This is a genomic window from Streptomyces sp. NPDC058240 (assembly GCF_042882135.1).
Taxonomy (GTDB): Bacteria; Actinomycetota; Actinomycetes; order Streptomycetales; family Streptomycetaceae; genus Streptomyces.
Genome location: NZ_JBHVWT010000021.1, coordinates 43,548 through 67,728 on the forward strand (window position 1 = coordinate 43,548; position 24,181 = coordinate 67,728).

The 24,181-nt window shown below is 69.6% G+C and carries 24 protein-coding genes and 1 pseudogene; 10 read left to right on the forward strand and 15 right to left on the reverse strand.

Going from position 1 to position 24,181, the window contains the following annotated elements; genetic code table 11:
* Positions 1 to 283: 283 nt before the first annotated feature.
* The 4 genes from ACFVX4_RS27280 to ACFVX4_RS27295 all read left to right on the forward strand — a co-directional run bounded on the left by ACFVX4_RS27280 (position 284) and on the right by ACFVX4_RS27295 (position 2,224).
* Positions 284 to 616 carry a response regulator transcription factor gene (locus ACFVX4_RS27280; protein ID WP_389981735.1) on the forward strand — a complete coding sequence of 111 codons (333 nt, stop codon included), beginning with the start codon at positions 284 to 286 and terminating at the stop codon, positions 614 to 616.
* 120 nt (positions 617 to 736) lie between these two features.
* Complete coding sequence (locus ACFVX4_RS27285; RefSeq protein WP_385335111.1) at positions 737 to 1,180, forward strand: hypothetical protein; 444 nt, start codon at positions 737 to 739, stop codon at positions 1,178 to 1,180.
* Between the two features lie 74 nt (positions 1,181 to 1,254).
* Positions 1,255 to 1,518: a hypothetical protein gene (locus tag ACFVX4_RS27290; protein WP_389981737.1), complete on the forward strand. Its 264-nt coding sequence runs from the start codon at positions 1,255 to 1,257 to the stop codon at positions 1,516 to 1,518.
* Positions 1,511 to 2,224, forward strand: a complete 714-nt coding sequence (locus tag ACFVX4_RS27295; protein WP_389981739.1) for an ATP-binding cassette domain-containing protein — start codon at positions 1,511 to 1,513, stop codon at positions 2,222 to 2,224. Before ACFVX4_RS27290 ends, ACFVX4_RS27295 begins: the two co-directional genes overlap by 8 nt.
* Here the strand turns inward: ACFVX4_RS27295 and ACFVX4_RS27300 are convergent.
* From ACFVX4_RS27300 to ACFVX4_RS27335, 8 genes and pseudogenes are all read right to left on the reverse strand, one after another.
* Positions 2,205 to 2,615: a VOC family protein gene (locus ACFVX4_RS27300; RefSeq protein ID WP_389981741.1), complete on the reverse strand. Its 411-nt coding sequence runs from the start codon at positions 2,613 to 2,615 to the stop codon at positions 2,205 to 2,207. The genes ACFVX4_RS27295 and ACFVX4_RS27300 overlap by 20 nt on opposite strands.
* Positions 2,616 to 2,663: 48 nt before the next feature.
* A complete protein-coding gene (locus ACFVX4_RS27305) occupies positions 2,664 to 3,056 on the reverse strand; it encodes a helix-turn-helix domain-containing protein (protein WP_389981743.1) in 393 nt (130 codons plus the stop codon).
* Positions 3,057 to 3,085: 29 nt separating this feature from the next.
* Positions 3,086 to 3,634 carry a hypothetical protein gene (locus tag ACFVX4_RS27310; protein ID WP_389981745.1) on the reverse strand — a complete coding sequence of 183 codons (549 nt, stop codon included), beginning with the start codon at positions 3,632 to 3,634 and terminating at the stop codon, positions 3,086 to 3,088.
* 65 nt (positions 3,635 to 3,699) lie between these two features.
* Positions 3,700 to 4,272 (reverse strand): dihydrofolate reductase family protein, encoded by a 573-nt coding sequence (locus ACFVX4_RS27315; RefSeq protein WP_266414945.1) that lies wholly within the window; start codon positions 4,270 to 4,272, stop codon positions 3,700 to 3,702.
* A 336-nt stretch (positions 4,273 to 4,608) separates the two neighbouring features.
* Entirely contained in the window at positions 4,609 to 5,847 is a 1,239-nt protein-coding gene (locus tag ACFVX4_RS27320; RefSeq protein WP_389981747.1) for a serine hydrolase domain-containing protein, read from the reverse strand.
* 102 nt (positions 5,848 to 5,949) lie between these two features.
* On the reverse strand, positions 5,950 to 8,547 hold the full coding sequence (locus tag ACFVX4_RS27325) for an MFS transporter (protein WP_389981749.1): 2,598 nt from the start codon (positions 8,545 to 8,547) through the stop codon (positions 5,950 to 5,952).
* Positions 8,548 to 8,645: 98 nt separating this feature from the next.
* Positions 8,646 to 8,844: pseudogene (locus ACFVX4_RS27330) on the reverse strand (IS630 family transposase); the annotation flags it as partial.
* A 160-nt stretch (positions 8,845 to 9,004) separates the two neighbouring features.
* Positions 9,005 to 9,337, reverse strand: coding sequence for an ArsR/SmtB family transcription factor (locus ACFVX4_RS27335; RefSeq protein ID WP_389981751.1), 333 nt, complete (start codon positions 9,335 to 9,337; stop codon positions 9,005 to 9,007).
* Between the two features lie 121 nt (positions 9,338 to 9,458).
* Between ACFVX4_RS27335 and ACFVX4_RS27340 the strand changes: the two genes are divergently transcribed.
* A complete protein-coding gene (locus ACFVX4_RS27340; RefSeq protein WP_389981753.1) occupies positions 9,459 to 10,661 on the forward strand; it encodes an MFS transporter in 1,203 nt (400 codons plus the stop codon).
* A gap of 48 nt (positions 10,662 to 10,709) precedes the next feature.
* Here ACFVX4_RS27340 and ACFVX4_RS27345 read toward each other — a convergent pair whose 3' ends face one another.
* Positions 10,710 to 11,348 carry an HAD family hydrolase gene (locus tag ACFVX4_RS27345; RefSeq protein ID WP_389981832.1) on the reverse strand — a complete coding sequence of 213 codons (639 nt, stop codon included), beginning with the start codon at positions 11,346 to 11,348 and terminating at the stop codon, positions 10,710 to 10,712.
* 388 nt (positions 11,349 to 11,736) lie between these two features.
* On the opposite strand from ACFVX4_RS27345, the gene ACFVX4_RS27350 reads away from it, so the two are divergent.
* The gene (locus ACFVX4_RS27350; protein WP_389981755.1) at positions 11,737 to 12,606 is read left to right on the forward strand and encodes an LLM class F420-dependent oxidoreductase; all 870 of its coding nucleotides are present in this window, start codon (positions 11,737 to 11,739) and stop codon (positions 12,604 to 12,606) included.
* 85 nt (positions 12,607 to 12,691) lie between these two features.
* On the opposite strand, the gene ACFVX4_RS27355 is transcribed toward ACFVX4_RS27350, so the two are convergent.
* Positions 12,692 to 13,195, reverse strand: coding sequence for a DinB family protein (locus ACFVX4_RS27355; RefSeq protein WP_389981757.1), 504 nt, complete (start codon positions 13,193 to 13,195; stop codon positions 12,692 to 12,694).
* Between the two features lie 221 nt (positions 13,196 to 13,416).
* On the opposite strand from ACFVX4_RS27355, the gene ACFVX4_RS27360 reads away from it, so the two are divergent.
* The 3 genes from ACFVX4_RS27360 to ACFVX4_RS27370 all read left to right on the forward strand — a co-directional run bounded on the left by ACFVX4_RS27360 (position 13,417) and on the right by ACFVX4_RS27370 (position 17,409).
* On the forward strand, positions 13,417 to 14,010 hold the full coding sequence (locus tag ACFVX4_RS27360) for a hypothetical protein (RefSeq protein ID WP_266414932.1): 594 nt from the start codon (positions 13,417 to 13,419) through the stop codon (positions 14,008 to 14,010).
* 297 nt (positions 14,011 to 14,307) lie between these two features.
* Entirely contained in the window at positions 14,308 to 16,629 is a 2,322-nt protein-coding gene (locus ACFVX4_RS27365) for a Tox-REase-5 domain-containing protein (RefSeq protein ID WP_389981759.1), read from the forward strand.
* Positions 16,630 to 16,680: 51 nt separating this feature from the next.
* Positions 16,681 to 17,409, forward strand: coding sequence for an Imm52 family immunity protein (locus ACFVX4_RS27370; protein WP_389981761.1), 729 nt, complete (start codon positions 16,681 to 16,683; stop codon positions 17,407 to 17,409).
* Positions 17,410 to 17,472: 63 nt separating this feature from the next.
* Here ACFVX4_RS27370 and ACFVX4_RS27375 read toward each other — a convergent pair whose 3' ends face one another.
* The 5 genes from ACFVX4_RS27375 to ACFVX4_RS27395 form a co-directional block, all read right to left on the reverse strand.
* Complete coding sequence (locus ACFVX4_RS27375; RefSeq protein ID WP_389981763.1) at positions 17,473 to 17,922, reverse strand: DUF3592 domain-containing protein; 450 nt, start codon at positions 17,920 to 17,922, stop codon at positions 17,473 to 17,475.
* Positions 17,923 to 17,942: 20 nt separating this feature from the next.
* The gene (locus ACFVX4_RS27380; protein WP_389981765.1) at positions 17,943 to 18,524 is read right to left on the reverse strand and encodes a hypothetical protein; all 582 of its coding nucleotides are present in this window, start codon (positions 18,522 to 18,524) and stop codon (positions 17,943 to 17,945) included.
* 46 nt (positions 18,525 to 18,570) lie between these two features.
* The gene (locus tag ACFVX4_RS27385; RefSeq protein WP_389981767.1) at positions 18,571 to 20,571 is read right to left on the reverse strand and encodes a hypothetical protein; all 2,001 of its coding nucleotides are present in this window, start codon (positions 20,569 to 20,571) and stop codon (positions 18,571 to 18,573) included.
* A 197-nt stretch (positions 20,572 to 20,768) separates the two neighbouring features.
* Positions 20,769 to 22,199, reverse strand: coding sequence for an APC family permease (locus tag ACFVX4_RS27390; RefSeq protein WP_389981769.1), 1,431 nt, complete (start codon positions 22,197 to 22,199; stop codon positions 20,769 to 20,771).
* Positions 22,196 to 23,344: a Zn-dependent alcohol dehydrogenase gene (locus tag ACFVX4_RS27395; protein ID WP_389981771.1), complete on the reverse strand. Its 1,149-nt coding sequence runs from the start codon at positions 23,342 to 23,344 to the stop codon at positions 22,196 to 22,198. Before ACFVX4_RS27395 ends, ACFVX4_RS27390 begins: the two co-directional genes overlap by 4 nt.
* Positions 23,345 to 23,552: 208 nt before the next feature.
* Here ACFVX4_RS27395 and ACFVX4_RS27400 point away from each other — a divergent pair, with 208 nt between their 5' ends.
* Positions 23,553 to 24,137 carry a helix-turn-helix domain-containing protein gene (locus ACFVX4_RS27400; RefSeq protein ID WP_389981773.1) on the forward strand — a complete coding sequence of 195 codons (585 nt, stop codon included), beginning with the start codon at positions 23,553 to 23,555 and terminating at the stop codon, positions 24,135 to 24,137.
* The last annotated feature ends 44 nt before the right edge of the window (positions 24,138 to 24,181 follow it).

Below are 24,181 nucleotides of genomic sequence, written 5' to 3' on the forward strand. Positions count from 1 at the left end.
CGGGCGAAGGCGGGCAGCCGCTGACCGGCAGGTCCCGGCTTCCGCCTCAGGCGGAACGCCGCCGATCTATTTGCTGCAAAGCAGTGAAGGAGTCTCAGGGTGGGTGAAATTTGGCCAATATTTTAGACACCCTCCCTTTGTTTGCTGACTAGTGGGCGCCGGAGGCGCGGCAGGCGTCGGATATGTCCCCTGTGGTTTGACATTCTCCTTTCCCGGTGCGAACAGATGGATTACGGTGGGCGGGGCGCCGCTCGTGGCGCTCCATGGGGGAGGTGTATCTGCTTTGACCACGCAGGATGCCCTGGAAACGGGTATAGATCCGCACATCACTGCAAGAGCAAACGTTGGTTCCGTGCCCGGTGATCCGGCGGGAGCATCGCTGTTGACTGGCCGTGAGCGCCAGGTTCTCGTGTTGATAGGAGGAGCTGCCGGGAATCGAGCGATTGCCCGGCGCCTCGGTATTGCGGAGCGTACTGTAAAAGCCCATTTGAGCAGCGTCATGGGGAAACTCGGCGTGTCTTCGCGGCTGGAAGCGGCATTGTTCGCCTATGCCCATCACGAGCTGATCTGCCCTGCAGGGCAATGCCCTTTGGGTCACCTCCCCAAGGTCCAATAGTGGGAAATGCAGAGAGCGTTGGAGACTCCATCTCGCCGGCCGGAAATTCCGGCCAGGGCATGGTGCTTCGCGTGATGCTCTCTGAATCACCGTGCCTCCTGGCGAGCAGGAGGAGTACTGATGCACAACAAGATGCGCACGGCCGCTGCCGCACTCACTGTGGTATTCGCGCTCGGTGCTGCGGCCCCGGCTGCATCGGCGGCGGACGCCAATCGTTCCAGGGGCGTGTCTTCCGCTCCAGCTGTACGGGCAGTGCAAGTTGGCGTCGCACTGCCCGCCGGCGCGTCGAGTGTCGGCTCGTCGGTTGATGCCGGTTCGACATCCCCTGGTACGCAGAGCGATGTCGGAGCGAAGCGCATCGGCGGCGCAGCCAAGAAGCTGGTCAACAAGATAGTCAAGAGCAAGTACGGAAAGGCTGCGATCAAGGCCGCGAAGAAGGGGCGCAAGGCCTTCAAGAAGTGGGTTGACAGTCTGTCCAATTGGAACCCGCTGAAGTGGGCCATCAAGGCTGCGCCTGCTTACGTGATAGACGAGGTTATCTCGTACTTGATCAGCAACTTCTAGTAAAGCCGTAGGTGGATCGTGTCCCCCTTCCGGGAGGGAGGGGGACACGATCTCATTGATCCAGGAGGATTTCGTTGTCGGAACGTCAGGAAGCGATCGAGCGCAACCTGTGGGCTACACCGGCACTTTTTGTGTTTGTGGCATGGGTGCTGTTCAAGGTGGATACCAGTCCATTGATGCAGAAAGTCGCCTGGATTGTTTATCTGGCTGGCTGGATTCCGGTTCTAGGGATGCTTGGCCGGGTCATCGCGCAGCGCAGAAATCCTGGGATCGGTGCGGTCTTCGGCTGCGGAATTATCTTGATCATGGGTGTTGTGTTCTGGGCAAACCATGGCTGATGCCTTGGCCTTGGTGAAAATGGTTTCTGCTGCGCGGACGGACCGGGAACCGCTTGTGCAGGCAACGGACCTACGACGCACCTATGGCGACAAAGCGGTTGTGGACGGTGTGTCGCTGTCATTGGCCGCCGGCACGGTCTCCGGTTTTCTCGGTGCGAACGGGGCCGGTAAGACGACGGTCATTCGCGTCATGCTGGGCCTCATCCGAGGTGAGGGCCGGACCACCTACCTCGGGCGGCCGCTCGCTGAGTGGCGTTCCCCCGCAACGGTGGTGGGGGCGGTGCTGGGTGGTGTCGCGGGGCATCCCAAGCGCCGGGTCGGAGCGCATCTGCGGATGGTCGCGGCAGGTGTGGGTGCGCCGGACAGCCGGGTAGACGAGTTGTTGGACAAGGTCGGACTCACGGCCACGGCCGGAGCGCGGCTCGGTATCTCCTCAGAGCTGGCTCGCGATGGCATGGATGAAGCCCCGCGACTTGCTCGGTGGCAGTGCGATCTCTTCCACCCATTCAAAGCGAGCGCGATATTTGGCAACGTATCCCTGCGCCACCGGGACGACGCGGTCCGCCTGCTCGTCCCGGACCAGCACCCGCATCACAACGATTGCTACCTGGCCACGCTCTGCGATACACGCAAGCGGGGGCCGGTGCGTTCTCGCTCCGGCCCCCGCTGCGCGATCGGGAATGTGCTCAGGTCTTCGGCTGGGTGAAGCGAATGCGGTTGCCGAAGGGGTCGCGCAGGCCGCAGTCGGTTCCGTACGGGCGGTCGGTGGGCTCCTCGGTGAACTCGACGCCCCGGGCCAGCAGCGTCTCGTACGTCTTGCGGCAGTCGTCCGTGGTGAGGATGAGCCAGCCGCCCATCGCGCCCTTGGTCACCAACTCGCGTACCTGCTGGGCCGTTTCGTCGGACATGGCCGGGGCGCCCGGCTTCTCCAGCATGATCTCGCGCTCGGGGTGGCCGGGGACGCTGACGGTCAGCCAGCGCATGAAGCCCATGTCCACATCGGCGTTGACCTCCAGGCCGAGCTTGCCGACGTAGAAGTCGAGGGCCTCGTCCTGGTCGAGGACGTATATCTGTGAGTGCGTGATGGCGTTGAACATGTGCATCACGCTACGGGGCACGCTCGAAAAGAACTTATCCAAAACTGCTCAGCTGCTCGGGCGCGTCCAGGTCATGGTGAAACACGTCGGGACGCCCGTGGGGGTCGCTTCCTTGCGGTACGTCCTGGGCGAGCGGCCGACGATGTCGTGGAACGTACGGCTGAAGGTACCCGGGCTGCCGAAGCCCACCTCGTAGCAGATGTCGGTCACGCTGCGGTCGGTCTCCCGCAGCAGGAACATCGCGCGCTCGACCCGGCGGCGTTGCAGGTAGCGGTGGGGTGTCTCGCCGAACGTGGCCCGGAACGTACGGGTGAAGTGTGCCTGGGACACATGCGCGATCCGGGCCAGGGCCGGGACGTCCAGCGGCTGCGCATAGGCGCGGTCCATCGCGTCCCGCGCCCGGAGCATGCGGCGGTTGGTCTCCTCCACGGCGCGGTTCACGGAGCTATGACACCACACGGCATCTGCATCTACAGGCCGGTGTCTTCCTGGCGGGCCCGTGCCCACTGTTCCTCGAAGTCGCTGCGGCTGATCTCCTGGCCCGGCAGCGCCGGGTCGAAGAGGTCCACGACCGGCGGGTTGAACGGCCAGTCGTCGGGGCCGCTGCGCAGGGCCGTACCGTCCTCGGCCACCTCCACCTGGCGAAAGCGGCGCCCGTCGGGTCCGACCTCCACCAGCTGGTCGACCGGTTCGCCGTCCTCGTCGTCGCCACGAAGACGCAGGTGGACGATGTCCCTGCCGGCCAGCGCGCCGAAGCCCGCACGGCCGCGCTGGGCGGCGCGCTCGGCGTGCAGGTCGTCCAGCCCCGGAGGCATTCGGGGTGCGTCGATGTCGACCTCCTCCAGCCCCTCGTCCTCGAACCGGGCCAGGGTCTCCGCGTCGGTGACGACCTCGACCCAGGCGAACGCTTCGAGCACCTCCCGTGCGGACCGTGCACGGACCCACCACCACGAGCCGCCCATGCCGTAGTCGTGCAGAACGAGGAAGGGCTGCTTGTGCGCGACGCCTGTACCGGCCATGGAGGGTGATCCTAGCGAGGCCCGACGCGGCCCGGCCCGGCACGGTGCGGGGCCGGGCGGAGGCGTCAGCGGACGACGTCGAAGACGTTCTTCTGCAGGCCGTTGGAGTACGCCTCGTGCTCGACGAGCTTCAGCTTCTGGGTGTCCTTGTCCGCGTCGCTGAACAGGCGCTTGCCCGCGCCGAGGAGGAGGGGGAAGACCAGGAGGTGGTAGCGGTCGATCAGGCCGGCGTCGGAGAGGGCGCGGTTGAGGGTGGCGCTGCCGTGGATGATGATCGGGCCGCCGTCGGTCTCCTTCAGGGCGGCGATCTCGTCGAGCGAGCGCAGGATCGTGGTCTCGCCCCAGTTCTGGACCAGGTCGTCCTCGGTGAGGGTGGTGGAGACGACGTACTTCGGCATCACCTTGTAGTCGGCGAAGTCCGCCATGTCCGGCCAGACCGGGCTGAAAGCTTCGTAGCTGACCCGGCCCATCATCATCGCGGCGGCCTCCTGCTGCTCGCGGCCCTTGATCTCGAAGGCCTCCGGGACGAACTCGATGTCCTTGAAGGTCCACCCCGCGTTCCGGTAGCCGGACTCCCCGCCCGGGGCCTCCACCACTCCGTCGAGTGAGATGAAGGCGGTGCTGATCAGGGTGCGCATCTGAGGTCTCCCAAGGTCACGTGGCTGGTTAGCAGCAGTTCGGTCGGTGCCTGCTTCGCCCGGATTTGCGGCTGCGGTGCACCAACTATCTACTACTGACTGACCGCTGATCATGGAGAAACTCATCGGTCGACGCTCATTCATCCGGCGGCGTCGACCATCGGGATCATCTCGGGGAGCCACGCACGTGCCCGAGGTGTCGACGTGGCTGACGTCACCCTCGCAGGTTGGGGACGTCGTCGGGATCGCCGTAGAAGGGTCCGGTGGGCTGCGCCAGTGCGCCGCTACGGCGAGTTGACGGCTTCCCGCATCAGAGAGGGGGTCCGGCGCGCTCGGTCAGTCCTCGGCTCCGGGGAGAGCGGCGAACGAATCGGGGAGGGAGCCGGGGGGAGAGGTCGGGGGCCGTCGCGTCGAGAGCGGCGCCTTGCCGCAGAACTCCGCCTCGATCACATCGACGTAGAGCGAGCCGTCCAGCCAGTCACCGTTGACGTTGAACGTCAGCTGGTGCTTCCCGTCCTGCGTGCCGACCATCGCGGACAGGGAGCCGTTCGTACGGCCGCTCTTGCCCACCACCTTCACGCCGCAGGACAGCTCCGCGAACTCGACCCCGAGTCCGTACCCGGTCCCGTCGCCCGCCGGTACCTCGGCGAGCATTTCCTTCATCTGTGCGGAGGGCAGCAACTTGCCGCGTATAAGGGCACGTTGGAAGCGGTTGAGGTCGCCGGTGGTGGAGATGATGTCGCCGGACGCGCCCAGCCACGTCATGTTCTGCTCGGTGGCGTCGTGGATCTCGGCGTCGGGGGCGTCCTGGTGGAAGCGGGAGTAGCCGACGGGGTGCGGGTCCGGCAGTTGTGGCGCCGTGCCGGGGAACGACGTCCCGCGCAGTTTCAGCGGCCGGATGATGCGGCGGGCGGCCTCCTGCGCGTACGTATGGCCCGTCGCCTTCTCGATGACCATTCCGGCTATCACGAAGTTGGTGTTCGAGTACAACGGCGCCTTCTCCGGATCGGGCCGCGGCGGGTACTTCAGCGCGATGGCCACGAGTTCCTCGGGCGTGTGGGTGTCGTACCGGTGCTCCGGGAAGCCGGGGCCGGCGGCGTCGTGCACGAACTCGGGGTCCGAGGTGTGGTTGGCGATGCCGCTGGTGTGGTTGAGCAGCTGGCGCAGGGTGATCCTGCTTCCGTCGTACCCGTTGCCCCGCACCAGGCCGGGGAGCCATGTCTCGACCGAGTCGTCCAGGCTCAGCTTCCCCTCCGCCTCCAGCTGGAGCAGGACTGTCGCGATGAACGTCTTGGTGATACTGGCCCCGCGGAAGTGGTCGCCGGGCGAACGCTCGCGGCCGGTGGCGGTGTCGGCGTGACCGGCCGCTCCGTACCAACTGCTCCTGCCGTCCAGTGCCTTGGCGGCGACTCCGGGTTGTCCGCCCTTCTCGACCACATCCCGCAGTGCGGCCCGGGTCGCGTCGTGGCTCTGCGGTGGCTGTACAGCGTGTGCGGGCGGGGTGAATGCGGATGCTCCCACGGCCGCGGTCACCGCCAGAGCGAGTAAGGAGATACGTGTAGCCCGTTGCCTCATGCGTCTTGCCTCCAGGTCACTGAGGGGGCAGGTGCTGTCCCCTCGGTGCCAGTGACGCTCGACGTGGGCCCCGGGGTTGATCGTTGGGGTGGCCCGCCGGGGTCACCGCTTGGGAGCCCTGGCCGTGATCAGCAGCCCGGCGAGCAGGCTCGCGAACAGTGTGAGGCCGACCGTCCACCAGAGGGCGACGGAGTACCCGCCCACGACCGCTTTGTTGACCTGCTCCAGAGTGCCGGAGAACGATTCCGGCAGGTTCTGCCTGCTGAGCGGGAAACCGGCCTTGGCCGCATTGACCAGAGGAGCGGGAATCCCCGACTCGCCGGACAGCCGTGCGGAGATCGCCGAGGCGAGGACGGTGCCGAACAGGGGCCAGGCGGCCCAGGTGCCCAGATTCTGGGCTGCGAGGACCATCGCCGAGGTCCCGCCGGAGTCCTGCGGGGCGATTCCGCCGGTCGCGGTGGTGAAGAGCGGCGTGAGGGCCAGGCCGGCACCGAAGCCGATGAGCAGCGTGCCCGGCAGCACCTGGGCGGTGTACGCGCTGTCGGCATCGATCCCGGTCAGGATCGCCAGGCCGACCGCCGTCAGCAGCAGTCCCGGCACGATCAGATTGCGGGGCGCCAGCCGGTGGCACAGACGCCCGGAGACCTGGGTGGCGGCGAGGACGGCCGCGCCGGCCATGGGCAGCAGGGCCATACCGCTCCGGGCCATGGGGTAGTCGAGGACGCCCTGGAAATACCTGGTCAGGATCAGGAACGTGACGAGCAGGCCCAGGCCGAGGAAGGCCAGGGTGAGGAGGGAGCCCACCCGGTTGCGGTCCTTGAGGACATGCGCCGGGACGAGCGGGCTGGGCGAACCGGCCTGCCGCGACACGAAGGCCACCAGCAGGAGGGCGCCGCCCACGAGGAGGATCAGGGTCAGGGGGGTGGTCCAGCCCGCCGTACCGGCCGTGCTGCCGTCGTAGACCACCTCGGCCCTGTCGAAGCCGAAGGCGAGCGCGGTGAGCCCGCCGGTGCCGAGCAGCAGACCCGGTACGTCGGGGCGGGCAGGGATGCGGACCGGGTGGGGGTCGTGCACCAGGGGAGCCGCGCAGATCGCCAGGAGCAGAGCGAGCCCGGCAGCGGCGTACATGCTCAGGCGCCAGCTCAGGCTCTCGACCATCCATGCGCTCGCGAACATGCCGAACGCCAGGCCACCGCCGGCGACCGCGGCGTAGATCCCGAAGGCCCTGCCGCGCTCCTTCGGATCGCTGAAGCCGGCGGACACCAGGGCCAGCGCGGACGACGAGAGCAGTGCGGCGGACATGCCCTGCAGGGCGCTGGCGAGGATGAGCAGGCCGGAGGAGGGGGCCAGGCCCGCGATCACGAAGGCTGCCGCGAAACCGGCCGAGCCGATGATGAACACCCGTTTGCGGCCGGCGAGATCGGAGAGGTGCCCGCCGAGCAGCAGCAGCACGCCGAAGCCCAGCGTGTAGGCGGTGGAGAACAGGCGCATGTCGTCGGAGGAGGCGCCCAGGTCGGTGTAGACGGCCGGCAGCGCGGTGTTCGTGATCGACGTACCGATCAGCACCAGCAGTTGCGCCAGCGCGGCCATCCCCAGCCCCCACCACCGCATGGGGTGCGGAGCCTGGACGCCGGCCGGGAATGACGGCACCGGTGGGCCGGCGGGCGGTCCGAACCCCGCGGACGGGTGGCGGTCCGCCGGTGTCGTCGGGGTGTACGCGGGCTGCGGCGGGAGCGGCCGGGGCCGGTCGGCAGGCTGCGACTGGGCCGGGATGCGCGGATCCGGCTGCGTGGTCCTGGTCTCCGGGGCGAAGTCGAGCAACTGGGCCGCGTGGCGCCCGAGTTGGGCGAGCACCGACCCGGGCAGCCACTCGCCGTCCGGGTCGGCGGCCGTGCGCGCGGCCACGTCGGCGGGCGTGGGCCGCTGCGCCGGGTCCTTGTGCAGACATGCGCGTACGAGGTCGACGAGCGACTCCGGTACGCCGGTCAGGTCCGCTTCCTCCTCCGCGATCCGGAAGAGGTGCGCGTTCAGCCCGGTCTCCGTGGCGCCGAAGAGGAGGCGGCCGGTGGCGGCGTAGACGAGGACCGCGCCGAGGCAGAACACATCGCTGGACGGGGTGAGTTCGAGACCGCGCACCTGCTCGGGCGACATGAAGCCGGGGGAGCCGATCAGCATCCCGGTGCGGGTGTGCAGGCTGTCTCCGGCGAGGCTGTCCATGGCCCGCGCGATACCGAAGTCGATGACGCGCGGCCCGTCCACCGTCACCAGCACGTTGGACGGCTTCAGGTCGCGGTGGATCAGGCCCGCGCCGTGCACCGATTGCAGGGCCGCGGCCAGGCGGTTGGCGAGGGTGCGCACCGAGTGCTCGGGGAGCGGTCCGAAGTCCTTGGAGACCACGGTGGTGAGATCGGGCCCGGGGATGTACTGGGTCGCCACCCAGGGCACCTGCGCCTCGGTGTCGGCGTCGAGCACGGCCGCCGTCCACGTCCCGCCCACCCGCCGGGCGGCCGCCACCTCACGAGCGAACCGCTTGCGGAATTCGGGGTGCTGGGCGTGTTCGGCCTGCACCACCTTCACGGCCACGGTCCGTCCGGCTTCCGAACGGCCGAGGTACACCAGGCCCATGCCGCCCGCACCCAGACGGGCTATCAGGCGGTACGGGCCGATGTGTATGGGATCTTCGGCGATCAACTGGTCCACGGCAATAAGATAGTTGAGGTATCCAACGCGTGGTAGCGAGTCGCGGTGAACGATCGGTGTGTGCCTGCGGGGCGACGCACCTGGCGGACGCCCTGCCCGAGCCGTGGCTTCTTGGGCGCGTGGTCGGGATCACGGGAGGGTTGCCAGGTCTTCGGGCGTTGAAGGAGACGCCTTCCTCGCGGAGCAGGATGCGCAGGCCCTCGTGGCTGATGTCGTCGACCACCCCTCGGCGACCAGGAAGCCCGCCGGCTCGGTCGGGCTCCAGGTCGAGAACGGCAGGTCGTGCTCGGCCGGCCTGGGTTGCGTAGTTGAGCCGATCGCTCTGCTCGGCACCGAATGGTCACTCCTGTCGCCGCGTCCGCCCGCTTTTCGGCCTGGTTGACACCGGCTTCGAAGATCGGCGCTGCCGAGTACACCCTTTGGCGCTTCCTGTGGGCCGAGGTGGATGCCTGGCGTGTCAGCCTCCTGCGGCGGGGCGCGGGTGGCGAGCCCCGTTCAGTACGGATTCGAGCAGGCCGGGGAACAGTGCGTCCAGGTCGTCGCGACGCAGCCGCACCAGCCGGGAGCGGCCCTTGACGGTGGTCCAGGTGACGCCCGCCTCGCGCAGCACTCGGTAGTGGTGGGACAGCGTCGTCTGGTGGACGTCCAGGTCGCCGCCGATGGCATTGCAGCTCTCCTCGCCGGTGGCGGCGAGCCGTTGGACGATCTCCAGCCGCACCGGGTCGGCCAGCGCGCGCAGCACCTCCACCATCCGGATCGCCTCGGTCGCCGGCTGGGATACCTCGCGCATCGTTTCTCTCCGTCCGTGACGGGGCCAGCCTATCCACTCATTGATACATGGACAAGCATCCATGTATTGCTTACAGTGCCGACCATCTGCCTCCGCATGCTCCGGAAGGGCGGCACGATCCATGCTCAGACGACTTCTCCCCTTGGCCGCGGCGACGTTCGCCGTCGGCACCGACAGCTATGTCATCGCGGGCCTGCTCCCCTCCATCGCCGCCGACCTGGAGGTCTCCACTCCGGCGGCCGGTCAGCTGGTGACGGTCTTCGCCCTGACGATGGCGTTGTCCGCGCCGATCATGGGGGCCCTCACCAGTGCCCTGGACCGGCGTTCGGCACTGCTGATCGCCTTGACCGTGTTCGTGGTCGGCAACGTCGTCACTGCGTTAGGAACCAGCTACGGGGTGGTGATGGCCGCCCGCATCGCCACCGCCGTGGGAGCGGGAATCATCAACTCCGCCGCCTCCAGCACCGCGGCGGCCATCGCACCGCCGGAACGCCGTGGCCGGGCCCTGGCCTTCGTCCTGGGCGGCCTGACGTTGGCGACCGCGCTGGGACTGCCTCTCGGCACTCTGATCGGCCGCACCGACTGGCACATCACCCTGTGGGCCGTCGCCGGGATCGGCCTGCTGGCGGCCGTCGGTATCGCCGCCGGCCTCCCCGGGGTGAGGCTTCCCACCGCCTCGCTGCCCGACCGTCTGCGCCCCCTAAAGCAGGGCCGCGTACTGGCGCTGCTGGCGGTCACCTCACTCGCCTTCCTCGGCACCTACACCCTCTACACCTACATCAGCCCGACCCTGCGGGACGCCACCGGTGGCAACGAATCGCTCCTGACCCTGATCCTGCTGGCCTGGGGCGTCGGCATCCTGGCCGGGAACATCACCGCCGGGCGCCTGGTCGACCGCCACGACTCCGCGCGCGTCCTCACCGGCGCCCTCACCCTCGCAACTCTCGCCCTGGTGCTGACCCCGTTGGCGACCCGAGCCCTCGCCTCCACCCTGGCCTGGGCCGTGGTCTGGGGTGTGGCCGTCGGCGTCATCGTCGTCCCCCAGCAGCACCGGCTCATCTCGCTCAGCCCCGCCGCCGCGCCGGTCCTGCTCGGCCTCAACTCCTCCGCGCTCTACATCGGGATCGCCCTCGGCGGCGGACTCGGCGGACTGGCGCAGGAGTGGCTCGGGCTCGCCCCGGCCGAACTGGGGCCGGTGGCCGCCGGCATCACAGCTCTGACCCTCTTCTGGCACCTGGGAACCACGCGCCGCCCCGCCGCGCCCGCCCCCGCCCCCGCAACACCGGAACCGGCCTCGGTCAATCCGGAGAAATCCGAGGCGTGACCCGCCGTCCCACATCACTGCGTGCACGGCCCGCGACACCACAGCCTCTCAGCCCTCCTGCGGTCCAGCTTCCACGTAGCGGCGCAGGTCCGCCGCGTCGATTCCGGCGAGGCTGTCGGCGAAGATCCGTCGCGGCGAGGGCGGTACGGGAAGCAGGGACGGCACCACGAGGAGTGCGCAGCCCGCCGCCTCGGCCGAGGCGGCGCCGTCCGGTGAGTCCTCGACGGCGACACACGCCGCCGGGGGCACCCCGAAACGCTCCGCCGCGGCCCGGTAGGGGTCCGGGTGGGGCTTGGTGCGTACGGTGTCGTCGGCCGAGAGGGTGAACGCGAACGGCACATGCGCCAGCGCTCCCCGGGCCACCGAGTCGACCACCGTTCTCGGGGAGGCGCTCACCAGGGCGAAGGGGACGCCCTGGTCCTCCAGCTGCGACAACAGCCGCTGGGCGCCGGGGCGCAGGGGCGCGCCCTCGTCGACCCGGCGGAAGAACTCGTCACCGAGCTCCGCCGCCACGCGTTCCATGTCGTTCCGGCCCGTGACCCGTACCAGGTGCGCCGCGGTGTCCCGGACGGCCCGGCCGACGACCTCGGGAGCGTCGGCGTCGGTGAGGCGGTGGCCGATTCGGGCCGCCACCTCCTGTGTCACCTGCCACCACAGCCCCTCGGTGTCCACCAGGGTGCCGTCCATGTCGAACAGGACGGCGGCCAGGGCGGGCCGCGGGCCGGGGCCGGTGCCGAGGCCGGTGGAAGGTGCGGGCACGGGAGACTCCTGGAGCGCGAGAGAAGCGGGAGAGGGTCGAGAGAGGCGAGGAAGAAGTGGGACGAGAGAGAGGCGAGGAAGAAGTGGGAGGGGAGCGGGAGGAGCGACGGTTGGTCCCTACTTCGCCCGCATCGATCGACACGGGGATGAATGGGGCGTGATCGCGCGGGGAGCTCTGCGCGAAGAGACGGTCCGCCCACCCGGCCGTGGAACACGTCTTTTCGGCACCTCGTCCGACATGCCGATGACCGGCACCTCGCGTAGCGTGACAGCCGACTACGCAAGGTGGTCGAGCGCGTCGGGCGGGAGGCGGGACATGAAGCTCGGTCTGCACTACTGGAACTACTCGACACCGGCCGACCCCGCGCTCATCGCGCCCACGCTCGCGGAGTCGGTGCGGATCGCCGAGCAGGCGGAGATCGCGTCCTTCACCGTGATGGACCACTACTTCCAGATGGAGACCGGGCAGAGCGTCGCCGACGAACCGATGCTGGAGGGCTACACCACGCTCGGCTACGTGGCCGCGGTGAGCCAGCGGATGACGCTCGGCCTGATGGTCACGGGCGTCATGTACCGGCACCCCGGACTCCTGGCGAAGATCGTCACCAGCCTCGATGTGCTTTCGGGCGGCAGAGCCAGGCTGGGCATCGGCGCCTCCTGGTACGAGCGGGAGCAGTACGGGCTCGGAGTGCCGGTGGTCCCGGTCGCCGAGCGGTTCGAACGGCTGGAGGAGGCGATCCGGATCTGCCTCCAGATGTGGAGCGACGACAACGGACCGTTCCGGGGCAGGCACTACCAACTGGCCGAGACGCTGTGCGTGCCCGAGCCGATCGGCGGGCACCCGCCGATCATGATCGGCGGCGGGGGCGAGCAGAAGACCCTGCTCCTGGTCGCCCGCTATGCGGACGCCTGCAATCTGTTCGCCACCGACCAGGAAGAAGTGGCCCACAAGCTCGACGTGCTGCGCGCGCACTGCGACGCGGAGGACCGTGACTACGACGCCATCACCAAGACCGTGATGTACAACGGCCCGGTGCTGGCCAGGCCGGACGCGTTTCTCGCGGAAGCGGAGGCGTACGCGGGCCTGGGCATCAGCGAGATCCAGCTGCTGCCCGACCGGCACCCGGTCAGCTTCACCCACCAGGTCGCCGAGCGCATCGCACCCGCCGTCGCCGCGATCGGATAGCCGACGGGTGCGCTGCGCGCCGCACGGTCCTACGCGCCTGCACGCCTACGCGCCTGCACGCACGCCTGCAGGCACGCCTGCGCGCCTACACGCCGGTGGTGCCGTCGACGATCTCCCGGATCAGGTCGAGGTGGCCGTTGTGCCGGGCGGTCTCCTCGATCAGATGGAGGACGATCCAGCGCAGGTCGGGGTGCGTACCGTCGCCCCGCGGGCGCTCGGCCGAGGTGTCCAGGTCGTGGGAGGCGACCAACTCGCGGTAGCGGGAGGTCCGTTCCTCGTACAGCGACAGCACATCGGTGAGCGGCATGTCCACCGCGATGCGCATCTCGCGGTCGGGGTCCTCGTCGGTCCACGGTCCTTCGTCCTCACCGCCGAGGAACACCACCTCGAACCAGTGGTACTCGACCCAGCTGAGGTGGTTGATCAGCCCGGCGATCGTCATCAGGGGGGAGCCGGGCAGCGGGGCCCGGCGGGCATCGTCCGGCGAGATGCCCTCGCACTTCGCGCGTGCGGTGTCGCGGACGTAGTCGAGGAAGGTGGCCAGCTGGGTGCGCTCGTCCCATGCGGGAGGCGAATCGGTGCGTGTCATCGGCGTACACGATCCGCGTCGGACCGCCTCCTGTCCATCGCATTGTCCAATGGGGCCCGCCCTGGGTCCCTGGGCCCACGCCCCGGCGATCGGGCCTCATTAGGCTCGTGCACGACCAACTGCGAGCCACCTGACCGGCGCCCGGCACGGGCGCTTGCCCGGCATGCCCGCACGCACCTGGAACTGCACGCTCCACCTGTCCTTCATGGGGTGATGTGTCGATGAGTGACGGTTTCTTCTACTCGTACCACCTCGGCTGGAGCCGCCCGGACTCCGAGTCGCTCTTCAGCGATCTCGACGCGGCGGGACTGCGGCTCAGCCACCCGATCACGAGGCGGGTCACGCTCCTCGGACCGGGGCCCGGCCCGCGCGGCACCCCGTCGTGGGTGACCAGGGAGCAGCTCGTACTCCTGGCCGGACTGCAGCGGCTCGACAGCGTCGACTTCCTGTTGTGGGTGAACAGCGGAACCGACGTTCCCGCACGCATCCGCCGGATGCGGGACGGCGTCGTCGCGTTGGAATTCGGCTTCGGCCGGCTGACCCGGGACGAGCAGGAAGTGGCCGCGAGGGCGATCAGGGAGGCGATAGGGCGGGCCTCCGTGCTCTGCATCGGCTTCGTCGTCGACCGCGAGGGCGCCTCCGTGGCAACGGACTGGAGCGGTGTCGTCATCAACGGCACGACGTACTTCGACAGTTGGCCGGACACCCTGGCCGTGCGGCACGAGATCGCCGCGATGCAGCCGCAGTTGGCGGGGGTGGCCTCGTACGACCAGTCGCCCTGGATGCTGTTCGGGAGCGAGGTTCCCGTCCGGTAGCGGCGGGGGCGGCCTGTCGGTTCCGCCGCTCCACTCGGCTCGGCTCGGCTCCGCTCGGCTCGGCTCCGTGACTTTCGTCGGAATCGGCAACTTTGAGCCTTGCATTGGGTCCTGAGGCCCATGCCCCGAAGGGTGCCGGTGTGGTCGGATGCGTGGAGTGGCTGAACTGTGGCCGTACACCGGCAAGCTGGGGGACTCGTCGTGTCTGGCATAGGCAGATTTGCGGTTTCGGGTGGTGCCGGCGGGGGTGTCGCCGGTGGGGGTGTCGCCGTGGGCCGGCAGGGGGGCAGGCAGTCCTTGCCGCGTCCGTTGCAGGCGGTGCTGATCCTCGTACGGCTGCTCTTCGCGGCAGCCGTCGTGGGCGGCATCGGTGTGCTGACGGTGGCATCGGCGGTCAACGAGGTCGACGGCCAGCTGTTCGGGCTGCTGCTGTACGCGGCGCTGCCGAGCGTGTTCGCGTTCGTCCTCTCGCTGTATGTGCGTACCGGCGGCATCTGGATCTGGCGCGGCCTGCTGGCCGTACACGTCTGGCTCACCTTCGGCGCGCTGGCGACCCTCGGCGGGGACGGCGGCGGGCGCGGTGTCACCCAGCTGGTGATGCCGGTCGCCGTCATCGTCCTGCTGTTCCGGTCGAGCGCGCGCGAATGGTTCGAGCTGCCCCTCGAACAGCGGTTGCCGCACCGGCGGTTCAGCATCGCGCGCATGATCAAGTGGCGCCGGGACGACGCCGGTCAGACCGCGATGGAATACCTCGGCATGATCCTGGTGGTCGTGGCCCTCATCGGTGGACTGGTCGTCACGGGGATCGCCGCCCAGCTGACCGGTGGGATGCAGGACGCGATCTGCCGGCTCACCGGGAGCGCCTGCCCCGCGCCCGGCAGCAACGTGGAGGCGGGACACGGCAAGGACACCGGAGGGTCGGCCGCGTCCGGTGGTACGGACTCGGGCGGATCGGTGGCTACGGGCGGTACGGACTCCGGGGGTTCGGGCCCGGCAGGTTCCGGTTCCGGTTCCGGTTCCGGTTCCGGCGGGTCGGACACGGCCGGGGGCTCCAACGCGGCCGGTGGGACCGACACGGCCGGCGGAACCGGCACATCAGGCAGCTCGGAGTCCGGTTCGGGATCCGGCTCGGGATCCGGCTCGGGCGGTTCCGGAAGCTCCGGCGGAGGTGACACCGCCACCCAGGTCGACGACGGCGGCGACGACGTGGACAGCTCCGGGGAGCCGAACGGCGGCGACGGCCAGGACGACGGCGGCGGTGGCGACGAGAAGCCCGGCGAGAGCTGCACCTCGGGCGTCGGCGCCTTCTTCTCCTGCGCCGCGCACCAGACCGGCGGCTTCTTCAAGGGCCTGGTCGGCGACGGGCTGTGGGGCGACATCACCGGCACGATCGGCACGATCTTCCACCCCATCAAGGCGTGGGACGGCCTGAAGGACTACGGCAAGAGCCTCGGCGACAAGTGGAGCCAGGACTCCAAGGGTGCCGGGGACAAGTGGTCCAAGGGCGACTACCTCGGCGCGGTCTGGGACTGGACCAAGGCGTCCGGCGGTACCGGCGGCAAGGTCCTCGACGACATGTTCATCGGCGACGAAGTCCGGGACATGTGGAAGAACGGCAACGAGGGCCAGGCGATCGGCACCGGCCTCTGGAACATCGGCTCGCTGTTCATCCCGGGTTACGGCGAGGGCAAGCTCGTCGGCAAGTTCGGAAAGCTGGGCAAGTTCGGGAAACTCGGCAAGCTGGGCGAAGTCGCCGAGAAGGCCGGAGAGGCCGCGTCCAAGGCGAAGAAGGCCGCCAAGGCGGGCGATGTCACGGCCGCGGAGAAGGCCGCGAAGGAAGCGCAGCAGCACGCCGACGACGCCGCCGAGCAGGCCGGTCTCAAGGGCTGCACCGTCGGGATGGGCGGTCGCGTCCGGGTCCCGTACGGCAGCGGCGCGGGCGTCGGACTGTCCGGCTCGGGCACCGGCCTCGTCGCAGCCCCGCCCGTCTCCGTACCCGTCGGCTTCCTCATGGGGAAGTGCGACGAGGTCGACCCGGAGAAGAAGGCCGCCGCCGACGAGGCGCAGAGGCTGGCCGACGAGGCGAAGAAGGCCGCGGACGCGGCCAAGCGCCGGAAGGCCCTGGAAGCCGCCCAGGATCAGCCGAAGCCGGCCTGGTACAAGGACCTCAAGGACCCGCCGGCCGGGGCCAAGGACGGCGGCGCGGGCAACTGGCAGGAGATCAAGCCCGGCGTCTGGAACTACCCGACCGAGATGGGTGCCCGCTACCAGGAGCAGATCTCCAAGGTGGGCCGCGGGAAGGAGTACCGGGTTCCGCTGGACAAGCTCACGGGGAAGCCGGTCGACTTCGACGGCTGGGACGCCTCGCGGGGCACGTACCTGGAGGCGAAGTACGGGTACAAGGGCAAGGACTACTACAACGCCGACACCGGGACGCTCACGTCGAAGGTCGCCGACCGGTGGGCGGACCAGGCGCGCCGGCAGGTCGACGCGGCACGCGGCAAACCGGTCGAGTGGCATCTCTCCGATCCGGACGTCGCCGAAGCGGCGCGAGAAATGTTCGAGGACCGGGGCATCCCGGTTAAGGTGATCAACACCCCGGGTGATGTGACCGGCTGAGTGCCGGACGGGGTGGCGAACCGAGGCCTGAGGCCCGAGGGAGAACGTGTCGTGCTGAACGTCGTGGTCAACGGCTTCTGGGGCCTTCGCGGGGAATCCGTGCCGGGCGTCGCCGAACGCTGGTCCGGCACGCTCACCGCGCTCAAGGACATCGACGGCCCGACGTTCGACGTGTGGCACGAGGCCGGTGACGACCTCCCGTCCGATCCCGTGCTGGAGCCCTCGGTCCCCGCACTGGCGGAGTACATCGAGCGGAAGAACACGGGCCCCGACCTCGACGTGGTGGGCTACACGGCGTCGCTGTGGGCGCAGAACCCTGCTGCGGCGCGTGTGTCCATGGCGATTCACGCGGGCAGTACCTCGCACTACGCGGTGAACTCCGTCTCGCTCGCCTTCCGGTCGCGCGAGGTGGACGAAACCGCGGAGGTGATCCGGTGCGCTCCGGAGATCCTGCGCCTCCTCGCGGAGAACTGGGAGATCGACGCCGGGCAGGTGTACGACAGGCCCCAGTACCGGGCCGTGGCCGAGCGGTTCGACCTGGCGAACAGCGACCCCCGCTGCGGCCGTGCGGTCTTCCTCTCCGCCGGCCGTGCCGCCCTCGCCCCCGAGGGGCTGCCCGGAACGTACGCCCGCACCGCACACGGCGGGCTGGTCATCGACCTCACCCGTGCCGGTACGGAATCCCCGGACATCGAGACGATCATCGGGGCGAACACGAGGCTGCGGGAGGCCGGGGCGCTGGAGAAGCTCCCGGTGCCGTTCGACCGGGACCGCTTCTGACCCCTGCGGGCCGCGCACCCCCCGGGGGAGGCGCACTGTGCACTCCCCGGGGAGGCACACGCCTCAGAGCCAGCCCCGCATCGCCGCGAACCCCAGCAGCAGCCCCACCGCGAACACCCCGAGCCCGAGCGCGAACACCGCGGGCATCACCGCCGGACCCCACGCCCCGGGCCCGGCCACCGTGGCGTTCTTCGCCGGGTCCGCCGGGTCGTAACTGACCCGGACCGGCGCCCCGACCTCGAAGCCGAACGGGCCCGGGGCATGGTCGGTGAACTCGATGTCGCGGCCGTCCCGGGTGCGGAACGAGAAGACGTACTCGGTGGCGTAACTCCGTTCCATGCCCGGCCCCCGGTCGACCGTCCGGCGGTCCGCGCACCGCCCCTCGGCGCGTTCGCCGTGCCGTACCAGCCGCAGCACCCGGTTCAGACGCAGCGCGGAACGGATCGCGAACGCGCCGAGGAGCAGGCCGAACAGCAGCAGGAACGTGGCCGTGCCGCCGGGCAGGATCTGCATGGACGCGCGCTCCCGATCCGCTACTTGACCGTGATCGAATCGACGAAGGCGTCGAGATCCTTCGGGCTCAGCGAGCCCTTCACCGCATTGATCCGGACCGCGAACGGCACATCCTTCGAATCGACACCCGCCACCACGACCCCCGTCATCCGGGTGCCCTGCGCCGGGGTCCGCTCCTCGCCGTTCGACGTGAACTCGTAGTCGATCCGGCGTGCGTCACGGGCGCTCTCCGCGCCCGCGAGCCGCACCTCCTCGGTCCCCTTGCGGGTTGCCCCGATACCGATGCCCGCGCCCGCCGCGGACGCCGCCTCGGCGGCGCTGTCCACGCCTGTGGCGAAGTCGAGCTGCACGGAGACCATGCCCGTGCGCAGCCCGCCCTCCTCCTTGAGCGCGACGGCCGCGTTGGCCTTGGCCCGGTCGGCCGCGGGCTGTTCCTTGTAGCCCTTGTCCCCGGGGTAGCCGACGGAGAGGCTCTTGGTGTCGAGCTTGCTCCAGCCCTCCGGCAGCGCGGCGGTCTCCCCGCCGCAGCCGGTGAGCAGGGCGAGGCCGATGGAGGCGGCAGCGGTCGCGCCGATCGCCCGGTACATCTTCTTCGTCGTCATCGCCTATCGCCTCTTCGTCGTGCGTGGTCGGTGCTTCCCATACGGGCTACTTCGCGCAGTAGCTGTACGGGAGGTACGAGCGCTTGTCGCCCTGCGGAGCCCCGAGGAACTGCGCGTCCGTCAGTGTCTCCTTCTTGTGCTCGTCGGAGATGGAGAATCCCAGACTCATCCCGAGCGAGACCTCGAAGCCGAACTCCTGGGCGTCCGTCTGACCGTTGTAGTTCATCTTGCTGGACAGGCCGTCCTGGTACATCAGCTGGTCGAAGGGGTCGGTCCCGGTGGGCTTCTCCTGCAGGGAGTGGTCGCCGAACATGTACTCGAACGGGGCGGTGTTGTTGCCGGAGCCGTCCAGCCACTGCTCGGCGATGGCCCGCTTGTCCTCGGTGGCCTTGTCGGTGTCCTTGCCGAAGACGATCGAGTTCGTCTTGACCTCGATGGCGGTGTCGCCGGAGGAGTCGGAGCCGCTGACCTTGCCGCCGCGCTTGTCGCCGTCCTTCTTGCCGTTGTCGCCGCTGATGTCGCCCTTGTCGGTCGTCGAGCCGTTCTCGACGGTCTGGGTCATGTCGATGCGGACGATCTTCCCGGTCTTCTGGTCACGGGTGACGGTGACCGCCCCGGTCCGGCTGTCCTTCGCGGAGGCCGTGCCGCCCAGCGGACCGGCCGAACCGCCGACCTTGCCCTCCAGGTCGAGCTTGGCGGTGTACGTGTACGACTCGTTGCCGTTGACGTCGTCCTTGGTGATGGTCACCTCGGGGGAGAACTTCGCCTTGCCGCCGAGCTTCGCGCCGAGCTTGGCCTCGTCGCCCGCGCTGATGGAGAGTCCGCCGTCCGCGTAGGCGTTGAGACCGACGGTCGAGTAGGAGATCTTCTTGTCCCCGATCTTGCTCTCGACGTCCTTCTTCTTGTCGGCCCACTTCATCCCGGAGTACCAGCCGCCGCCGTAGCCGCCGCTGTACTTGGTGGAGGTCTCCCACATCTTCATTTCCTCGATGTCGTCCCGCATCTTCTTGGCGTCCTCCTCGCTCTTGAAGACCCAGGTGTCACCGTTGGTGATCTTGATGCCGCCGCCGACGTCCACATCGGCCTTGCCCAGCTTGCCGAGTTTGACGCCGGGGGTGCTGGCGGTGGCACCGGCCGAGGCGGCGTCCGTGAACGTCATGTAGACCAGCTTGTCGTTCTCGTCGACCTTGCCGTCCCCGTTCACGTCCGTCTTGGCCTGGCTGACCTTCTGCTGGAAGCCGTACTCGTTGCCCCACTCGAACCAGCCGATCTTGACCTTGTCGCCGACGGTGTCGGAGACGCTGGAGACCTGGCACATCTTGGGCTCGTAGTCGGCGTCCGTCTTCGGCTTCGCGGTGGTTTCCCCGCCGCCGGTGGAGCAGCCGCCACCGCCGCCGCCCATCGAGCTGATCGCGCAGCGGATGCGTTCGCCGATCTGCCCGCCGACACCCGCCATGGCCATCGCGCCGATCAGCGTGACCACGAGGACGACCACCCCGAGGTACTCCATGGCGGTGGCGCCGCCGTCCCGCCAGGAGTACGGGCGGTACGGGGCGGGCTCCGGCTCGTCCGCGCGGTCGTCCAGCAGCCGGTCGACGGCCAGCCCCGCCGCCGCGCCGGTCGCCAGCGCGACCATCGGCATCAACGTGCCCTCGACGTCCACGAGATGCCAGGACACGGCGAGCCCGTAGACGAGCGCGGCCACCGGGACGGTGAGCGAGGCGAGGAGCGTCAGCAGGCGGGACTCGCGGTGCTCGTCGGGCAGGACGCGGGCGGAGGCCAGGACCGTGAGGACGGTCGTGATGACGTTGGGGACGTGCAGCAGGGCCAGCCGCCAGCCGAAGCTGGTCAGCCGCTCGTCGGTGGCCAGCAGCTCGACGAGTCCGCGCGAGACCAGATAACCGGCGGCGATGTAGACCAGGGCGCCGGCGGCCCAGCTGCGGGTCAGGGCGAAGAACACGCCACCGCTCGCGCCGGAACCACCACCCCCCCTCCCCGGCGGTATGTGGCCCGCGCCTCCGCTTCCCCAGCCCCCGCCACCAGTCACGGTTCTTCCTCTCCGACGCCCACTTGCCATGCCTGTGCCCGCAGTTATGCATGCGGGTGTGGACGTGAGCGTACGGATGTACGAGCCGGGTGACCTGGGCCCTTGGCCCCAAAGTCGGGCCCAACGGGCGATGCCCCGCCCCACCGCGAGGAGCGGCGGGGCGGGGCATCGGGGGAGGGGAGAGGGGTGCGGCCGGGTCAGTCCAGGTCGTCCGCGAACGTTCCCGCGCGCTCGGCGACCTCCGGTCTGCGGACCCGCAGCACGGCGAAGCCGACGATGCCGACGACCAGCGCGCCGACGAACACGTACGGCAGCACGTTCAGCGGCCAGGCCGGAGCGGGCCACAGGTTGCGGTAGAAGACGTAGACCATCGCGGCGGCGCCGATCAGCCCCAGGCCCCAGGTGATCAGCAGGCCGCGGGCCCCGATCCGCCGTACGAACAGCGGCGCGGCCAGACACACCAGGGTGTAGCTGAGCATGTAACCGAAGACGCCGATGGTGTCGATGTACGTCGTCGCGTTCAGCGGTTCGGTCCCGGCGCCGACCACGAGCACCGCGGGGAGGGCGACGAACGGGGCGACGGTCCAGATGGCCGCGGACGGGGTCCGGTGGCGGGGGTGGGCGACGCCGAGCCGGGCCGGCATCACACCCTCCTTCGCCATGCCGAACAGCAGCCGGGCGGCGACGGTGATGCAGGCCATCACCACGGCCACGAACGATGCCGCGAAGCCCGCGTGCAGGAAGAACTTGAGGAAGCCGAGGCCGGACAGCTCGGCCAGTTCGTCCATCGGGTCGGTGCTCCTCGCCAGGGCGTCCGCCCCGCCGAACCCGGCGACCTGCGCGTAGGTGGCGAACATGTACAGCACACCGGCCAGCACCGCACTGCCCATCACCGAGCGGGGAATCGCCTTGTACGGGTCGGTGGCCTCGGCGCCCAGTGAAGCGGCGCCCTCGAACCCGACGAAGCCGAGCACACCCAGCACCACGGCGAAGACGACACCGTCGAGGGTGGAGCCGCTGAGGCTCAGCTGCTCGGTGTCGATGATGTTCCCGCTCTTGAAGAAGGCCGGGACCAGCACGACGACGATGAGGACGATCGACACGACCTCCAGCACGGAGGCGACCCGCGCCGCGGTCCGCACACTGGCGATCGTCAGCCGGATCGCGACGGCGGCCAGCAGCACATCGAGCAGGATCTGGCCGGGGATGCCGGTGAAGAGCCCGATGCCGATCTGGTCGAGGGCGCGCGCCGTGTAGTAACCGGCACCGGCGAGCGAGCCCGAGCCGATGCACACCGCACCGATGAGCAGCGCCCAGCCGGTCACGAACGAGCCGGGCGCCCCGAGCGAGAGCCGGGAGAAGGCGTACAGCGAACCGACCCCGGCGCGCCTGCGGGCGAAGACGCAGATGCAGTACGCGATGGCGAGCACGGCGGCCATGGCCAGGAAGAAGGAGAACCAGGCGCCGTTGCCCGCGGACGCCGCCATGCTGGCGGGGGCGAAGGCGATGACGGCGCTGGGCGCGACGTTCGCGACGCTCTGCGCGCCGACCTCGAACGTGGAGACGGAGCGGTGGGCCAGGCCGTCGGCCGGCTTTCCGGCGGTGGTCTGCTTTCCGGCGGTGCTCATGTCCGGTCCTCCATCATCAGCAGCTGACGCAGGGCGTGGCCGGCGGCGAGGTCGGCCAGTGCGTCGCCCGCCTCGTCCAGCGGACGCCGTGCCGAGATCATCGATTCCACGTCGAGCTCGCCCGACACCACGAGGTCCACCAGGGCCGGGATGTCCCGGCCGGCGTCGACCGAGCCGTAGTTGGAGCCGAGGATGCGCTGGTCGGCCTCGGCGAGCGCGAGCGGGTCGAAGCGCGCGGTGCGGCCGGTCGGCGGGAGGCCGACGATGACGGCGGCGCCGCCCTGGCCGAGCGCCGCGATGGACTGCTCGGTGGTCTCGATCTTGCCGATGGCGTCGAACACGTAGTCCAGGCCTTCGGGGACCAGGGCACGCAGGGCCTCGACGACATCGCCGTCACGGGCGTCGACCGCGTCCGTCGCGCCGAGCCGGCGGGCCAGCTCCAGCTTCTCCGGGACGACGTCGACGGCGACGATGCGGCCGGCCCGCGCCAGCCTGGCACCCTGCACGCAGGACAGTCCCACGCCGCCGCAGCCGATCACGGCGACGGTGGCCCCGGCCTCGACGCCCGCCGTGTTGCGGACCGCGCCGACACCGGTGGCGATGGCGCAGCCGACCAGGGCGATGACGTCGAGGGGCGCGTCCTCGCGCACCTTGATCGCGCCGGAGGCGGGGACCACGACGCGCTCGGCGAACGAGGAGACGCCCAGGTAGTGGTGGGCCTTCTCGCCGTCGATGGAGAGCCGGCTGGTGCCGTCGTACAGCACCCCGCCGGGCGCCACGACCTCCGCGACCAGGCTGCACGCGGCCGGGCGCCCGGAGACGCAGAAGCGGCAGGTGCCGCAGGACGGGACCCAGGACAGGACGACATGGTCGCCGACCGCCAGGCCGGTGACGCCCGCGCCGAGCGCGGTGACCACGCCGGAGCCCTCGTGCCCCATCACGACCGGGGTGGGGTGGTCCCACTCGCCGCGGATGACATGGAGGTCGGAGTGGCAGACACCGGCCGCCGCCACGGCGACCTCGACCTCGCCGGGGCCGGGCGGGGCCAGGGTGATGTCGGTGACGGTCACCTCCTGGCCCGGGGAGCGGAAGACGACGCCGCGCACGGTGCGCGCGGTGCTCTCTTGGAAGGACGGGGAGCTCATCGGCTTACTCCTCGGGTGGTGCGGCACGGTCGGGGAAGGGCGGCACGATCGGCGACGGGCGGCACAGCGGCCTGCCGGAGCGTCTTGTTTAGTGCCATTAAACTTTCGTCAAGTTTTACAGCACTAAACTCGATGGGTAAAGACCCTTCTGACCTGCGTCTCCCCCCGGCCACCGACCGTGACGTCTCCGACAGGTAGCGTGTCCGCCATGCCCGAAGCCCCTGACAGCCACATGTCCACGATCGGTCCGCGACTGCGTGAGCTCCGCCTGGCACAGGGGCTGACACTCGCTCAGGTCGCCGAGGCGGCAGGTGTGACCAAGGGGTTCGTCAGCCTGGCCGAGCGCGGCAAGACCTCGGTCTCCGTCCCGACCCTGATCCGCATCTGCGAGGCCCTGGGCACCGGCATCGCCACGCTCTTCGACTATCCGGACCAGGACGTCGTCAAGGGCGGCCTGGGCGCCAAGCTGGAGATGGGCGGGCACGGCATCGAGGAGTTCCTCCTCACGCCCGCCGAGGAACGGCACGTCCAGGTCATGCGGACGATCCTGCGGCCCGGCGGCGGCTCCGGCGGCGCGTACAGCCTGGAGGCCGAGACCGTCTTCGCCTACCTGGTCCGCGGCACGCTGCGGCTCAGCGTGGACGGCGAGCCCAGGTTCCTGGAGGCCGGCGACTCGACGACGTTCTCCGCACGGGCCGCGCACGCCTGGGACAACCCCGGCGAGGACGAGGCCGAGGTCCTCTGGTCGATCGCGCCCGCCCTGCCGCTCTCCCGCACCAAGCTCCGGCCCTAGGCCCTGTCGTCAAACTGCCGTCTGCCGTGGGCGCGAGCATGTGT